This is a genomic window from Agromyces cucurbitae (assembly GCF_058349945.1).
On the sequence record NZ_JBYRES010000001.1, the window covers coordinates 197,698 to 213,194 of the forward strand.

The window sequence follows — 15,497 nt, forward strand, 5'->3', positions numbered from 1 at the left end:
TGTTCCTCACTCCCCGCTTCTGCCCGTCAACGGTGCACCTGGCGATCGGATCGACAGCGTGGATCCAGCGTTCGCAGTACACGGGCCGTGGCCGGTACCGTCGCGTCGGCACGTCGATGACGTGTGTCGGGTGGTCGCCCGGAGCGCCAGCTCGCACGGTGATCACTCGAACCGCTACACGGACCACACACACCCGATGCCCGTCGCACGCAGGAAGTGACCAACGCTCGAGCTGCATCCGCACGCGGCGGCGCGCGCGCGCACAAAATCCGAGCGACGCCTGTTCGAGTCGAGGCCGATGAGTCGGGGCCCGAACCGGCCGCCCGGCGCTCGAAGTCACCGCGGAAACGCCGGCGATGAGCTCCCTGCGCGTAGTCAAGCCACGGTCGCCCGCGAGGAACGTGCACCGCGCCACCCTTCGCCCCCTCCACCAGGCGCAGTGCAGGCCCCATGGCGCGATCGCCGTTCCACGCTCCGCGGCCCGGCACACAACGCGATCGTCCGCCCAACGGGGGATGGCTGGCAGCTCATCCGGTGTGGCTGTCGACTTCTGATAGCCGGCCACACGTCATCGTCGATCCGACGGGATGTCCGGGTGCCGTCTCGTATCGACGCGCTGCACGTCGCACGCAGGGCGACTACGGCCCCACGCGCACTCCGAGCTCTACCCGCGCGGATCCAACGGACGGCTGCGTCAACTCCACGGTCATCTCGCACCCACGCGCGGCGGCCCGAACCCTCGACCCTGCCGGCTCCGCTCGGCTCTCAGCGATCCCGGGGTGGTCGACGTGTTTCACGTGAAACACGTGCGCGAGGGCTGGTCACCTGGATGCACCTGGATGACGGCGACTTCCGCCGAGGGGCAGGTCGATCACCCCGTCGGTCATCTCGAACGTTCCACGGCTCGCTCGCAAGCAGCGCCCGGGTCGTGCGGTCCCACGCCGGCCCGTCTGTCTCATGACGCCCGTATCCAGCAGCTCGTCGGCGGGACGGTGACCGATCGCTGGACTCGTGCAGCGCGTCTTGTTCGCGCCACGGCGCAGATGCTGCCCGAATCACACGAGTTCGCATCGACGTGAAGTCTGCCGGCACATCCACGCTACCGATCGCCGACGCACGTGGGAGCATCGCGTCTGGCTGACAGCGCTCCGCACCAGAAGAACACACTGCCCCGACCGCCGAGTCGGCCCCTCGGATGATCACCGAGCGTTCGCGGCAGCGCGGATTCCCGGAAGGAGGTGCCGCACAAGCATGTGGGGAAGCGTCCTCGAGACCGATCCGGTCCGGGTCGCCCGGCGCGGAGACCGGCGACAGCCGTCGACGCGACGTGCGCCATGCAGAACGTGCAAGCCGCTGATGGGAACAAGGACCGTACCTGACCGGCGATCGGAGGCTGCAGTGCAACAGGCCACCGCCGAGAACGACGGGTACTTTCGTCCCGCCGGCGCGAGGCGCAACTCATCCGACACCGTGCACCGCTTCCGTTCATCCAGCCATCCATGACGAACACCCCGCCCGTCGACGGGTGTCTCCTGACGCCGCGGCCTGCCGGCCCAGCCGGCCGACGCGATGATGGCCCGTGGCGGGGGAGTGCACCACCTCTCCAGATCGACCATGCGACCGGCCTCGACGTCCGCACCGAACCGACGGCATCATCACCGAGTTCAGCAACCGCGCCGACGCCCACACCGCCGCCGCACCACGTCGACCAGGGCTGACCTCGAGCCGAGCGACGTGCCTGCGGCGGCCCACCCGCCGGCCACGGCCGACCCAGCAGGGCGCGACCGAGAGCCCTCGGCCCCGCAGGCGACTGCCGCGGGCTCCTTCCGAAACAGCACGGTCGATCACGCGTCACCGTCGCCGACGCAGAACAACACTCCCGCCAGCGGTCGCCGACCTCTCCGAGACACGACGCGGTCGCCGGTCCCTCAGCCGGTGTCCTCCGAGCGCGGCCGTTTCACGTGAAACATTGCTCGGCGCAACGGCGCAACTGCAGGCGCGGAACTCATGCGTCTGCAACGCATCTCGCACCATCGGTCCGATCGGCCGGGTCGACCGACGAGACCATCCGCGACCCTGATCGACAATCGGGCGACATCACCCCGCGTACGGAGTGACCGAGATTCGACGGGTCAGTCGACCGTCGCGCGGAACACGCGGGTCAGTTCCGACTCGGGCACGATGCCCTCGCCGAGCACGAGCACCTCGACGTCACTCAGGCCGAACTTGCGGATCACCTTCTCGGCCTTGCCGATCTCGGCCTCGACGCTCGCACCCTTCATGAGCACGAGCTCACCACCGGGCCGCACCAGGGGAGCGGTCACGGGGATGAGGGTGCGCAGCGCGCTCACGGCGCGGGCGGTGACCTGATCCAGTGATTCGAAGAGCTTCGACTCCTCGGCGCGCGCGCGAACCACGCTGACGTTCGAGAGCTCGAGTTCAGAAGCCTGGCGCTCGAGCCAGGCGACGCGTCGTTCCATCGGCTCGATGAGCACGAAGTCCACGTCGGGCCGGATGATCGCAAGCACGAGGCCCGGCAGGCCGGCACCCGAGCCCACGTCGCCCGCCCTGCCGGGCCGCAGCAGCGGAGCCACCAGTGCACTGTTCAGGATGTGTCGCGTCCACAGGCGGGGGAGTTCGAGCGGGCCGATCAGACCCAGCTCTTCGCCGTGCTCGGCAAGAGCAGTCGTGAAGGCGCGGCCCTTCTCCAGGTGCGCGCCGAAGAGCTGAGCTGCGCCGGCCGGTTCGGGTTCGAGTCCGTCGATCGTCATCGTTTCACGTGAAACGTCGGTCAGCGTCGTGTCAGCCGACGCGGGTGATGACGGTGTGCCGGTCGGCGCCTTCGCCGCGCGACTCCGAGTGGAAGCCCTGCTCGGCGACGAGGTCGTGCACGAGCTTGCGCTCGTACGACGACATCGGGGGGAGCGCCGCCTCCGCGGCCCCGCCCTCGATGCGTTCGACCGCGCGCGACACGAGGGTCGCGAGCTCATCGCGACGCGCGTCGCGCGAGCCGCCGATGTCGAGGATGAGGCGCGAGAACGCACCGGTCTTCGTCTGCACGGCGAGGCGGGTCAGCTCCTGCAGGGCGCTCACGGTCTCGGGCTTCGAGAGCAGGCTCAGGTTCGCACCCTCACCGGCGTTCACCGAGATGTACGCGCGGCCATTGCGCGCGTCGATGTCGATGTCGCCATCGAGGTCGGTGATGTCGAGCAGCTCCTCGATGTAGTCGGCTGCGATGTCGCCCTCTTCTTCGAGCTGGGCGGTCGAGCGCTGGTCGGCCTCGTGCTGCACGTCGGTCATCGTTCTACTTTCCCTGCTTCTTCGCGCGCGACTTGCTCATCGGCTGCTGGCGCTGCGTCTTCTTCTCTTCGACGACGATCGTCGTCGCGTCGCCCTGGTCTTCGACCACGAGCTTGCCCTTCTTGGCGAGGCGCGCCTCGCGGGCCTTCGCCGCCTCGCTGCCGGGCGTCGGCATGTTGCGGATGACCACGAACTGCTGGCCCATGGTCCAGAAGTTCGAGACGAGCCAGTAGAACATGACGCCGAGCGGGAAGGCGACACCCGAGAACGCGAACACGAGGGGGAGCAGGTAGAGGAGGATGCGCTGCTGACGGAACATGGGGCTCGCCTTGGTCTCGGGCGACATGTTCTTCGAGACGATCTGCAGCTGCGTGATGAACTGCGAGGCGGTCATGAGCACGATCATCGCGAGGGCGATGATCATCGTGTTGACGCTGAACGGCTCACCCGCGATCATCAGGTTCCACTGCTGGATGAACGTCGAGTTCAGGGGCGCACCGAGGAACTCGGAGTTGGCGAACGAGTTCGCGAGCTCCTGCGTGAGCAGGCCGACGCCGGCCTTGTCGTGCTGCGCGTCGTTGAGCACCGAGAACAGGGCGAAGAAGATCGGCATCTGCAGCAGCAGCGGCAGGCACGACGAGAGCGGGTTGGTGCCCGTCTTCTTGTAGAGCTCCATGGTCTCGCGCGACATCGCCTCGCGCGAGAGCTGGTCCTTCTTGCCCTTGTACTTGTCCTGGATCTTCTTGAGCTGCGGCGCCACCTCGAGCATGCGGCGCTGGCTCTTGATCTGGCGCACGAAGATCGGGATGAGCGCGGCACGGACGACGAGCACGAGGCCGACGATCGAGAGCACCCAGGTGACGCCCGCGTTCGGGTCCATCCCGAGGAAGTCCCAGAAGGAGTGGAAGGCGACGAGGATCAGCTCGACGGCCCACTTGATGGGCCAGAGAACCAGGCTGATGAGATCCATGGGCGGCGGTCAGTCCTTTCGGGACGGGCTGGGGGAGGAGATCATGACGGCTGCGGCGGGCGGCACCCGCTGCGCCGTGAATTCGAAGGATGCCTCGTGGCCGGCGTGCGACCCGTCATGGACGTGAGGGGCGGGTGCCGAGGCATCCGTGCTGACGTACGCGGCCGGGAGCACCCAGCCGAAGCGGGTCACGCGGTACCGGTCGTGGCGGGCCGCTCGCACGTCGTCGATGCCGCCGGGCGACCAGGGGTTGCAGCGCAGGATGCGCCACGCGGTGAGCAGCGAGCCGATGAGGAGCCCGCGCTGCTGCACGGACCCGAGGCCGTAGGCCGAGCATGAGGGGTAGTAGCGGCAGACGTCGCCGTAGAGCGGCGAGATCACTGCGCGGTACCCGCGGATGAGCAGCACCCCGAGGTTGCGCGGGATGAGTACGACGAAAAGGGCGAGGTCACGCATGCGACCCGCCCTGTTGCTGTTTCGTCGACGCCGTACGCGCCCTGCGCTTCTCGACGGCCCGGACCACGTCCGCCCTGAGCGCCGCCCAATCGGCGTCGGCCGCAGAGGGAAGCGCTCGGACCACGACGTCGGTGCCCGCGAAGCCGTCGCCGAGCACCTCGTAACACGCGGCCTTGAGGCGACGGCGCACGAGGTTGCGGCGCACGGCGCCGCCGACCTTCTTCGAGACGATGAAGCCGAAGCGCGCGTCGGTGCCCGACTCCCGTGAGCGCATGTAGCTCACGGTGTGGGCACCGGCGACCTTCGCACCGCGGCGCACGATGACTCGGTAGTCGTCGGCGCTCGTGATGCGATTGGCTTTGGCGAGCACCGAGGAATTACGCGGACAGCTCGGTGCGACCCTTGGCGCGGCGTGCCGACAGGATGGCACGACCCGCGCGGGTGCGCATGCGAAGGCGGAAGCCGTGCTTCTTGGCGCGACGACGGTTGTTCGGCTGGAACGTACGCTTGCTCATTCTTCTTCTCCGGCTGTCGGATCTCCTCGCCGGGAAGTGGCTGCGACACGTGCTGCAGCGCGGCGGCGGGAAAACTGGGTGCCCGAAAGGGCTGGGGTCAACTGATTAAAACTACGGCCTCGACGGCCCGCGGTCAAACCGAGGGCCGCGAACCAGGGCGCAATTCGAACCCCACAGTATCGCCCGAACCTCGATACCTCCTGTGGAACGACACGCCCGCGTTGTCGAATCCTCCTTCCGGCATTTGTCGGGGGCGGCTTCCTCGGATAGCGTTTGACACCAGTTATCCCCAGCTTCGTGCGCGGAATCCCGGGCGAGTTCCCGAATCTCCCCACAGGCGGTGGAGAACGTTGTGAACACTCGCCTCGCGCCGCTCGGCTCGTCGATGGGGGATCGATGAGCGGCACACGAGAGCTACCGAACTTGATTGCGGGGAACGATGACCGAACAGCCCATCTCAGAGACGTGGGCGACGATCCTCGATCGACTGTCTGACGACGACGCGATCACCCCGATGCTGCAGGGCTTCCTGAACCTGGTCGAACCCAAGGGCATCGCAGCCGGCACCTTCTACCTCGAGGTGCCGAACGACTTCACCGCGAGCATGCTCAACCAGCGCATGCGGGTCTCCCTCCTGTCGGCGATGAGCGCCGTCGAGGCGCCGTCGCCCGTGACCTCCTTCTACGTCGTCGTGAACCCCGAGCTCGAAGAGGTCCGCGCGGCCGCCGAGCAGCAGGTCGGCTACGCGACCGAGCCCGACCCCGTCGAACTGCCGGCGTCGCCGCAGTCGGTCTTCGAGAACACGAGCCCGGTCTCGCCGCGCGACACCCGGCTCAACCCGAAGTACTCGTTCGACAGCTTCGTCATCGGCCAGTCGAACCGGTTCGCCCACGCCGCCGCGGTCGCCGTGGCCGAGGCGCCGGCAAAGGCCTACAACCCCCTCTTCATCTACGGCGACTCGGGCCTCGGCAAGACGCACCTCCTGCACGCCATCGGCCACTACGCGATGAGCCTCTACCCGGGTATCCGGGTGCGGTACGTCTCGTCCGAGGAGTTCACCAACGACTTCATCAACTCGATCGCGAACAACCGCGGCTCGCTCTTCCAGCAGCGGTACCGCAACATCGACATCCTGCTGATCGACGACATCCAGTTCCTGCAGGGCAAGGCGGAGACGCAGGAGGCGTTCTTCCACACCTTCAACCAGCTGCACGACCACAACAAGCAGGTCGTGATCACGAGCGACGTGCCGCCGAAGCACCTGACGGGCTTCGAGGACCGCATGCGCAGCCGGTTCGAGTGGGGCCTCATCACCGACGTGCAGGCGCCCGACCTCGAGACCCGCATCGCGATCCTCCGCAAGAAGGCGCAGTCCGACCGGCTCCAGGTTCCCGACGACATCCTCGAGTACATGGCGTCGAAGGTCTCGTCGAACATCCGCGAGCTCGAGGGCACGCTCATCCGCGTAACCGCGTTCGCGAGCCTCAACCGCACGCCGGTCGACATGCCGCTCGTGCAGACGGTGCTGAAAGACCTCATCACGGATGACTCGGACAACGTCGTGGCTCCGGTCGACATCATCACGGCGACGGCGGAGTACTTCAAGCTCACGGTCGACGACCTCTACGGCTCGAGCCGCTCGCAGGCCGTCGCGACGGCTCGGCAGATCGCGATGTACCTCTGCCGCGAGCTGACGAACCTGTCGCTGCCGAAGATCGGGCAGCTGTTCGGCAACCGCGACCACACCACCGTGATGTACGCGAACAAGAAGATCTCGGAGCTCATGAAGGAGCGCCGCTCGATCTACAACCAGGTCACCGAGCTGACCGCACGCATCAAGCAGACGACGCGCTACCGCTGAGTCGCCTGCGCGGGTTGAGGAGGGAGCGCAGCGACCGTCTCGAAAACCGCGTTCCAGCCATCCGGGTTTCGAGACGCTCCTCCGTCGTTCCTCAACCCGCTCGAGTGAGCTCTGCACACCCGCTGCAGACCCATCTCCGAACGGTTCCCACAGTTGTGGAGAACCTGTGGATTGTTAACGAGCAACCGCGACGCGACTGTTGACACCGTTCTGCGCCCTGTGCAGAACACCGTTCGGCGATCGACGCCGGCTCGAGGCATCCGCCGACGATTCCACACGGTGTGCACAGACGAGAACCGCCTCGATCGGCATGGTTCCGCGGGTCTCCGAACACCATCCACAGTTTCCACAACGGTTAACACCGTTAAGAGAGAGTTGATTAAGGGTCGATTCCCACAACCTCGACGTCGGCGAGCGTCGAACGAGCGGCCGAGCGCGTCGATTCGAAACGCTGCACGGGGTCGCCCGTTCGCGTCAGCACGCTCGATTCACCGTCGCCGCGAACGGCTCTGCGGATAGCATGGGAGCCACCAAGCGACATCCACGACGGGAGAACCGTGAAGTTCCAGGTCAATCGCGACGTCTTCAGTGAGGCCGTTTCCTTCGCCGTCAAGCTGCTGCCGCAGCGGACCACGCTGCCGATCCTCTCGGGCGTGCTGATCCAGGCGAACGCCGACGGCCTCGTGCTCTCCTCCTTCGACTACGAGGTGTCCTCGCAGACCGAGATCCAGGCCGACGTCGAAGAGCCCGGCACCGTGCTCGTCTCCGGCCGGCTCCTCGCCGAGATCGCCGGCCGCCTGCCGAACGCGCCCGTGCGCGTCGCGACCGAAGAGAGCCGCATCTCGGTGAGCTGCGGCTCCGCGAGCTTCACCCTGCTGTCGATGCCGGTCGAGGAGTACCCGTCGATTCCCGAGATCGGCGAGCAGTCCGGCCTCGTCCCCGCCGAGGAGTTCGCGTCGGCCGTCGCGCAGGTCGCCGTCGCGGCGTCGCGCGACGACGTCACACCCGTCATCACGGGCGTGCAGCTCGAGGTTCGCGAGAACAGCCTCGGGCTCGTCGCCACCGACCGGTACCGCGTCGCCGTGCGCGAGATCGACTGGGACGGCGGTACCGTCGTCAGCGGCGACGGCGAGCCCGTCACCGCCCTGGTCCCCGCGCGCACCCTGCAGGAGGTCGGCAAGACGTTCGGCCACTCGGGCAACATCTCCGTCGCGATCACGAGTCGCGACGATCGAGAGCTCATCGCCTTCAGCGCCGACAAGAAGACCGTCACGTCGCTGCTCATCAAGGGCAACTTCCCGCCCGTGCGTCGGCTCTTCCCCGACACGGTCGACAACTACGCCGTCATGAACACGGCCGACCTCATCGAGGCGACCCGTCGTGTCGCCCTCGTGCTCGAGCGCGAGGCCGCGCTGCGGTACAGCTTCTCGGCCGACGGGCTCACGCTCGAGGCGATCGGCTCCGAGCAGGCGCAGGCATCCGAGTCGATCGACGCGATCCTCACGGGCGACGACACGGTCGTGTCGCTCAAGCCCCAGTTCCTGCTCGACGGCCTCGGGGCCGTGCACTCCGAGTTCGTGCGCATCTCGTTCACGAAGACCGAGAACCCCAATAAGCCGGGCCCCGTGCTCATCACGAGCCAGACGTCGCGCGAGCAGGCCGGCTCCGACAGCTACCGCTACCTGCTGCAGCCCAACCTGCTGCTGCGCTGAGCCGGCGCCAGCCCGCTGGTCGAGGAGCGCCCGACGGCGGAGGACGCGTCTCGAAACCTGGTGATCCCGGTCTCCGAACGTCGCTCGCCGGGTTTCGAGGCGCGTCGCCGCTCCGCGTCGCCGCTCGTCAACCAGCGGGTGGTCGTGTCGGCGGCCGCGGGTAGCGTTGTCGTGGTCGATCGAGAGGAGTGGTGCCCGTGCACGTCGCACGCCTCTCACTGACCGACTACCGCAACTACGCCAGAGCCGAGCTCGAGCTCGGTCCCGGCGCGACGGTGCTCGTCGGTCGCAACGGCCAGGGCAAGACCAACCTCGTCGAGTCGATCGGCTACCTCGCGACCCTCGGTTCGCACCGGGTCTCGAGCGACCAGGCGCTCATCCGGGCCGGCGCCGACGCGGCGATCGTGCGAGCGCAGCTCGCCCACGGCGACCGGCGCGTGCTCGTCGAGCTGCAGCTCAACCGTCAGGGCGCCAACCGGGCGCAGCTCAACCGGTCGCCGGTCAAGACCCGCGAACTGCCGCGCTACGCGCACAGCGTGCTGTTCGCGCCAGAAGACCTCGCGATCGTCCGCGGCGAGCCGGGGGTGCGCCGCCGCATGCTCGACGAACTGCTCGTGCAGCGATCGCCGCGCCTCGCCGGTGTCATGGCCGACTACGACCGCGTGCTCAAGCAGCGCAACTCCCTGCTCAAGAGCGCTCGCGCCCGCGGACTCGCGGCCGACAAGCTCACGACCCTCGACATCTGGGACGAACGGCTCGTCGCGCTCGGCACCGAGCTCATCGACCAGCGGCTCGAGCTCGTCGACGAGCTGGGCGAACCCGTCGCCGCGGCCTACCGATCGATCGTCGACGCCGACCACCGCCCCGAGCTGCGTGCGGTGCTGTCGATCGACGGCGCCGATGTCGACGGCGACGGGGCGGGCGGGGGTTCCGAACCGGCGACGACGCCCGCTCGGCCCGCTGAAGTGAGCACCACCGCCGAACGTTTCGCCGGCGCGCTGCGGGCGCTGCGCGGCAAAGAGCTCGAGCGCGGCATCACGCTCGTCGGCCCGCACCGCGACGACGTGCTGCTGCTGCTCAACGGCCTGCCGGCGAAGGGGTACGCGAGCCACGGCGAGTCGTGGTCGTTCGCCCTCGCGATCAGGCTCGCCTCGGCCGAGCTGCTGCGCCGCGACTCGGCGACGGGTGATCCGGTGCTCGTGCTCGACGACGTGTTCGCCGAGCTCGACCGCCTGCGCCGGGAACGCCTGGCGCAGGCGATCGGCGGTTTCGAGCAGGTGCTCGTCACCGCGGCCGTGCTCGAAGACGTGCCGTCACCGCTCACGGCGCGTATCGTGCACATCGACGCGGGCCGCATCGTCGACAACGACAACGACAACGACGTCGACAACGACGTCCACGACGACCGCGACGACGCGTCGCCCGTCGCGACCGAGCTCGACGAGGAGGAGTCCGACCGATGACCGACGTGTCCGAGTCCGTGCGCGTCTACCGGCACTTCCGCGAGGTCTTCGGCGGCGAGCCGCGAGTGCGGCCCGGCCGGGTCAGGGTGCGCACGCGCGACGAGTCGGGCAGCCAGCCCTTCGCACCCGGCCGCGACCCGAAGCCGCTCGCCGCGACGCTCGACGGGCTGAGCTCGCAGCTCGGCTGGACGGGCCCGCTGTCGCAGCACGACGTGCTCGCGTCGTGGGCCGAGATCGTGGGCGACGAGACCGCGCGGCACGCCGAGGCGATCGCGATCGAGGGCGGCGTGCTGCAGGTCAAGTGCGAGTCGACCGCCTGGGCGACCCAGCTGCGGCTCATGCGCACGCAGCTCGTGACCGAGATCGTCTCGAGGTTCCCCGCGGCGGGCGTCGAGACCATCCGCTTTCAGGGGCCCGACGCCCCCACCTGGAAAAAGGGTCCCAGATCGGTTCCAGGGCGCGGTCCTCGCGATACCTACGGCTGACGAGACGAAAACGGTCGCTCGACCCGAGTTATCCCCTGAGAGGGCCCGTCGGCGGCCGGACGCAAGGGTCCGTTTGATAGGATCGACTGTCGCCAGAACGACGGTTTGGAGCCCGATTCACCCATGACAGCGGAACCGACGAAGGCCCAGAGTGCGCCCGAATACGGCGCAGACGCGATCCAGGTTCTCGAGGGCCTCGAAGCGGTACGCAAGCGGCCCGGCATGTACATCGGATCGACCGGGCCCCGAGGGCTCCACCACCTCGTCTACGAGATCGTCGACAACTCCGTCGACGAGGCGCTCGCGGGGTACGCCTCGCAGATCGACGTCACGATCCTCGCCGACGGTGCGGTGCGCGTCGTCGACAACGGCCGCGGCATCCCCGTCGGCATCCACAAGACCGAGGGCAAGTCGACCGTCGAGGTCGTGCACACCGTGCTGCACGCCGGCGGCAAGTTCGGCGGCGGCGGCTACGCCGTCTCGGGCGGCCTGCACGGCGTCGGCGCCTCGGTCGTGAACGCGCTGTCGACCCGGTTCGAGGTCGAGGTGCGCCGCGAGGGGCACGTGTGGCGGCAGGCGTACGAGATCGGCGTGCCGCTGGCCCCGCTCTCGCAAGACGAGGCGAGCGACGAGACGGGCACGACGACCACCTTCTGGGCGAGCCCCGACATCTTCGAGACCGTCGAGTACGAGTACGAGACACTCCGCACGCGCTTCCAGCAGATGGCGTTCCTCAACAAGGGCCTGCGCATCACGCTGACCGACCTGCGCGCCGGCCACGATGTCGTCGACCCCGACGACACGCCCGAGGTCGAGGCGGATGCCGCGTCGTCGGGTCCCCGCACCGACACGTTCCTCTACGAGCGCGGCCTGAGCGACTACGTCGAGTACCTCAACAAGTCGAAGCGGGCCGAACTCGTCAACGACGAGATCATCTCCTTCGAGGCGGAGGACACCGAGCGCAACATCGCGCTCGAGGTCGCGATGCAGTGGACGACGGCGTACACCGAGTCGGTGCACACGTACGCGAACACGATCAACACGCACGAGGGCGGCACCCACGAAGAGGGCTTCCGCGCGGCACTGACGACGCTCGTGAACCGCTACGCCCGTGAGAAGAGCATCCTCAAGGAGAAGGACGACAACCTCTCCGGCGACGACGTGCGCGAGGGCCTCACGGCGGTCATCTCGGTCAAGCTCTCCGAGCCGCAGTTCGAGGGCCAGACCAAGACGAAGCTCGGCAACACCGAGGCGAAGTCGTTCGTGCAGAAGGTCACGGCCGACCAGCTCGGCGACTGGTTCGAGCGCAACCCCACGCAGGCGCGCGACATCATCCGCAAGGCGATCCAGGCGGCGACCGCCCGCATCGCCGCGCGCAAGGCGCGGGAGGCGACCCGTCGCAAGGGCCTGCTCGAGTCGGGCGGCATGCCCGGCAAGCTCAAGGACTGCTCGTCGAAGGATCCGTCGATCTCCGAGATCTTCATCGTCGAGGGCGACTCGGCCGGCGGCTCCGCCGTGCAGGGTCGCAACCCCGAGACGCAGGCGATCCTGCCGCTGCGCGGCAAGATCCTCAACGTCGAGAAGGCCCGCCTCGACCGTGCCCTCGCGAACAACGAGGTGCAGGCGATGATCACGGCGTTCGGCGCCGGCATCGGCGAGGACTTCAACACCGAGAAGGCCAGGTACCACAAGATCGTGCTCATGGCCGACGCCGACGTCGACGGCCAGCACATCACGACCCTGCTGCTCACGCTGCTGTTCCGCTACATGCGCCCGCTCATCGAGCTCGGCTACGTGTACCTCGCACAGCCGCCGCTGTACCGGCTCAAGTGGTCGAACGCCGAGCACCAGTTCGTCTACTCCGACCGCGAGCGCGACGCGCTGCTCGTCGACGGGCAGGCGAAGGGATGGCGCATCCCGAAGGACAACGGCATCCAGCGGTACAAGGGCCTCGGCGAGATGAGCTACCAGGAGCTCTGGGAGACCACGATGAACCCCGAGACCCGCACGCTGCTGCAGGTCACCATGGACGACGCGGCCGCCGCCGACGAGATCTTCTCGACCCTGATGGGCGAAGACGTCGAGAGCCGCCGCAACTTCATCCAGAAGAACGCGAAGGACGTGCGTTTCCTTGACATCTGATGTGATCGAACCCGGCGCCGACAACGGCGAGGGCCCCGGCATCCACGGCAAGATCGACCAGGTCGACCTGCAGCTCGAGATGCAGCGGTCGTACCTCGACTACGCCATGAGCGTCATCGTCGGCCGTGCGCTGCCCGACGTGCGCGACGGACTGAAGCCCGTGCATCGCCGCGTGATCTACGCGATGTACGACGGCGGCTACCGTCCTGACAAGGCGTTCTCGAAGTGCGCACGTGTCGTCGGCGACGTCATGGGCCAGTTCCACCCGCACGGCGACACCGCGATCTACGACGCACTCGTCCGCCTCGTGCAGCCGTGGAGCCTGCGCTACCCGCTCGCGCTCGGCCAGGGCAACTTCGGCTCGCCCGGCAACGACGGCGCGGCCGCCCCCCGGTACACCGAGACGAAGATGGCTCCGCTCGCGCTCGAGATGGTGCGCGACATCGACAAGGAGACCGTCGACTTCCAGGACAACTACGACGGCCGCACGCAGGAGCCCTCGATCCTGCCGGCCCGGTTCCCGAACCTGCTCGTCAACGGCTCCGTCGGCATCGCCGTCGGCATGGCGACGAACATCCCGCCGCACAACCTCCGCGAGGTGGCCGACGGCGCCCAGTGGTACCTCGAACACCCCGAGGCATCCCGCGAGGAGCTGCAGGAGGCGCTGCTGCAGCGCATCAAGGGACCCGACTTCCCGACGGGCGCCCAGATCCTCGGCGTGAAGGGCATCACCGACGCCTACCGCACGGGTCGCGGCTCGATCACGATGCGTGCGGTCGTCGAGGTGGAGGAGATCCACGGTCGGACGTGTCTCGTCGTCACCGAGCTGCCGTACCAGGTCAACCCCGACAACCTCGCCATCAAGATCGCCGACCTCGTGAAGGACGGCAAGATCTCGGGCATCGCCGACATCCGCGACGAGACCTCGGGCCGCACCGGCCAGCGCCTCGTGATCGTGCTCAAGCGCGACGCGGTGGCGAAGGTCGTGCTCAACAACCTGTACAAGCACACCCAGCTGCAGGAGAACTTCGGCGCGAACATGCTCGCGATCGTCGACGGCGTGCCTCGCACGCTCTCGATCGACGGGTTCGTCGCGCACTGGGTCGACCACCAGATCGAGGTCATCGTCCGCCGCACGCAGTACCTGCTGCGCGAGGCCGAGGCGCGCATGCACATCCTGCGCGGGTACCTCAAGGCGCTCGATGCCCTCGACGAGGTCATCGCCCTCATCCGCGCGTCGGCCACGGTCGACGTCGCGCGCGACGGTCTGAAGGACCTGCTCGACATCGACGACCTGCAGGCCGACGCGATCCTCGCGATGCAGCTGCGCCGGCTCGCCGCCCTCGAGCGCCAGAAGATCATCGACGAGGCGAACGAGCTCGAGGCGAAGATCGCCGACTACAACGACATCCTCGCGACGCCGTCGCGCCAGCGCACGATCGTCTCCGAGGAGCTCGCCGAGATCGTCGAGAAGTACGGCGACGAGCGCCGCACGCACATCGTGCCCGGCTTCGACGGCGACATGTCGGTCGAGGACCTCATCCCCGAAGAGGAGATGGTGGTCACGGTCACCCGCGGCGGCTACGTCAAGCGCACGCGCAGCGACAACTACCGCTCGCAGCACCGCGGCGGCAAGGGCGTGAAGGGCGCGCAGCTGCGCGCCGACGATGTGGTCGACCACTTCTTCGTCACGACGACCCACCACTGGCTGCTGTTCTTCACGAACATGGGCCGGGTCTACCGGGCGAAGGCGTACGAGATCCAGGAGGCCGGCCGCGACGCGAAGGGCCAGCACGTCGCCAACCTGCTCGAGATGCAGCCCGATGAGGAGATCGCCGAGATCCTCGACATCCGCGACTACGAGGCCGCGAAGTATCTCGTGCTCGCGACCCGCGGCGGACTCGTCAAGAAGACCGACCTCACGGCCTACGACACGAACCGCTCGCGCGGCGTCATCGCGATCAACCTGCGCGACGGCGACGAGCTCGTCTCGGCGATGCTCGCCGACGAGCACGACGAGATCCTGCTCGTCTCGAAGAAGGGCATGTCGCTCCGCTTCGAGGCCACCGACGAGGCACTGCGCCCGATGGGCCGCTCCACCTCCGGCGTGAAGGGCATGGCCTTCCGCGAGGGTGACGCGCTGCTCGCCGCGAACGTCGTGCCCGGCTCCGGGGCGGATTCCGGTGAAGAGGCTGAGAATGCGGTGGATGCCGCGGCCGAGGTCGTGGATGCGCAGTACGTGTTCGTCGTCACCGAGGGCGGCTACGCGAAGCGCACGGCGGTCAGCCAGTATCGCCTGCAGAACCGCGGCGGCCTGGGCATCAAGGTCGCCAAGCTGAGCGAAGACCGCGGCGACCTCGCCGGCGCCCTCATCGTCGGGTCCGACGACGAGGTGCTGGTGGTTCTTGCCAGCGGCAAGGTGGTACGCTCCGATGTCGCCGAGGTCCCGGCCAAGGGCAGGGATACGATGGGCGTCGTCTTCGCGAAGTTCGCCGAGGACGACAAGATCATCGCCATCGCGAAGAATTCCGAACGGAATCTCGTGGAGGAGGCCGCCGAATCCGAGGCGGCAGAACCCGCGGGAGAGGAGTAA

Annotated in this window: 12 protein-coding genes; 6 read left to right on the forward strand and 6 right to left on the reverse strand. The window is 68.0% G+C overall.

Annotated features, from left to right (window positions below):
• Positions 1-2,132: 2,132 nt before the first annotated feature.
• Genes rsmG through rpmH form a run of 6 tightly spaced genes read right to left on the reverse strand, consistent with a single transcriptional unit; the run spans position 2,133 to position 5,241 of the window.
• Positions 2,133-2,771 (reverse strand): 16S rRNA (guanine(527)-N(7))-methyltransferase RsmG, encoded by a 639-nt coding sequence (gene rsmG / locus AC3RJ6_RS01010; RefSeq protein ID WP_491424993.1) that lies wholly within the window; start codon positions 2,769-2,771, stop codon positions 2,133-2,135.
• A gap of 31 nt (positions 2,772-2,802) precedes the next feature.
• Positions 2,803-3,300: a Jag family protein gene (locus tag AC3RJ6_RS01015; RefSeq protein ID WP_491424995.1), complete on the reverse strand. Its 498-nt coding sequence runs from the start codon at positions 3,298-3,300 to the stop codon at positions 2,803-2,805.
• 4 nt (positions 3,301-3,304) lie between these two features.
• On the reverse strand, positions 3,305-4,270 hold the full coding sequence (gene yidC, locus AC3RJ6_RS01020) for a membrane protein insertase YidC (protein ID WP_491424996.1): 966 nt from the start codon (positions 4,268-4,270) through the stop codon (positions 3,305-3,307).
• A gap of 9 nt (positions 4,271-4,279) precedes the next feature.
• Positions 4,280-4,726, reverse strand: a complete 447-nt coding sequence (yidD, locus tag AC3RJ6_RS01025; RefSeq protein ID WP_491424997.1) for a membrane protein insertion efficiency factor YidD — start codon at positions 4,724-4,726, stop codon at positions 4,280-4,282.
• Positions 4,719-5,096, reverse strand: a complete 378-nt coding sequence (rnpA, locus tag AC3RJ6_RS01030; protein ID WP_491424998.1) for a ribonuclease P protein component — start codon at positions 5,094-5,096, stop codon at positions 4,719-4,721. The genes yidD and rnpA overlap by 8 nt, the downstream gene beginning before the upstream one ends.
• Positions 5,097-5,103: 7 nt before the next feature.
• Entirely contained in the window at positions 5,104-5,241 is a 138-nt protein-coding gene (rpmH, locus tag AC3RJ6_RS01035) for a 50S ribosomal protein L34 (protein WP_022889115.1), read from the reverse strand.
• Positions 5,242-5,680: 439 nt separating this feature from the next.
• On the opposite strand from rpmH, the gene dnaA reads away from it, so the two are divergent.
• From dnaA to gyrA, 6 genes are all read left to right on the forward strand, one after another.
• Positions 5,681-7,102 (forward strand): chromosomal replication initiator protein DnaA, encoded by a 1,422-nt coding sequence (dnaA, locus tag AC3RJ6_RS01040; RefSeq protein WP_491425000.1) that lies wholly within the window; start codon positions 5,681-5,683, stop codon positions 7,100-7,102.
• Positions 7,103-7,659: 557 nt separating this feature from the next.
• Positions 7,660-8,814: a DNA polymerase III subunit beta gene (gene dnaN, locus AC3RJ6_RS01045; protein ID WP_491425001.1), complete on the forward strand. Its 1,155-nt coding sequence runs from the start codon at positions 7,660-7,662 to the stop codon at positions 8,812-8,814.
• A gap of 197 nt (positions 8,815-9,011) precedes the next feature.
• A complete protein-coding gene (gene recF, locus AC3RJ6_RS01050; protein ID WP_491425002.1) occupies positions 9,012-10,277 on the forward strand; it encodes a DNA replication/repair protein RecF in 1,266 nt (421 codons plus the stop codon).
• Positions 10,274-10,762 (forward strand): DciA family protein, encoded by a 489-nt coding sequence (locus AC3RJ6_RS01055; RefSeq protein WP_491425003.1) that lies wholly within the window; start codon positions 10,274-10,276, stop codon positions 10,760-10,762. Before recF ends, AC3RJ6_RS01055 begins: the two co-directional genes overlap by 4 nt.
• A gap of 123 nt (positions 10,763-10,885) precedes the next feature.
• On the forward strand, positions 10,886-12,904 hold the full coding sequence (gene gyrB / locus AC3RJ6_RS01060; RefSeq protein ID WP_491425004.1) for a DNA topoisomerase (ATP-hydrolyzing) subunit B: 2,019 nt from the start codon (positions 10,886-10,888) through the stop codon (positions 12,902-12,904).
• A gap of 79 nt (positions 12,905-12,983) precedes the next feature.
• Positions 12,984-15,497: a DNA gyrase subunit A gene (gene gyrA, locus AC3RJ6_RS01065; protein ID WP_491426202.1), complete on the forward strand. Its 2,514-nt coding sequence runs from the start codon at positions 12,984-12,986 to the stop codon at positions 15,495-15,497.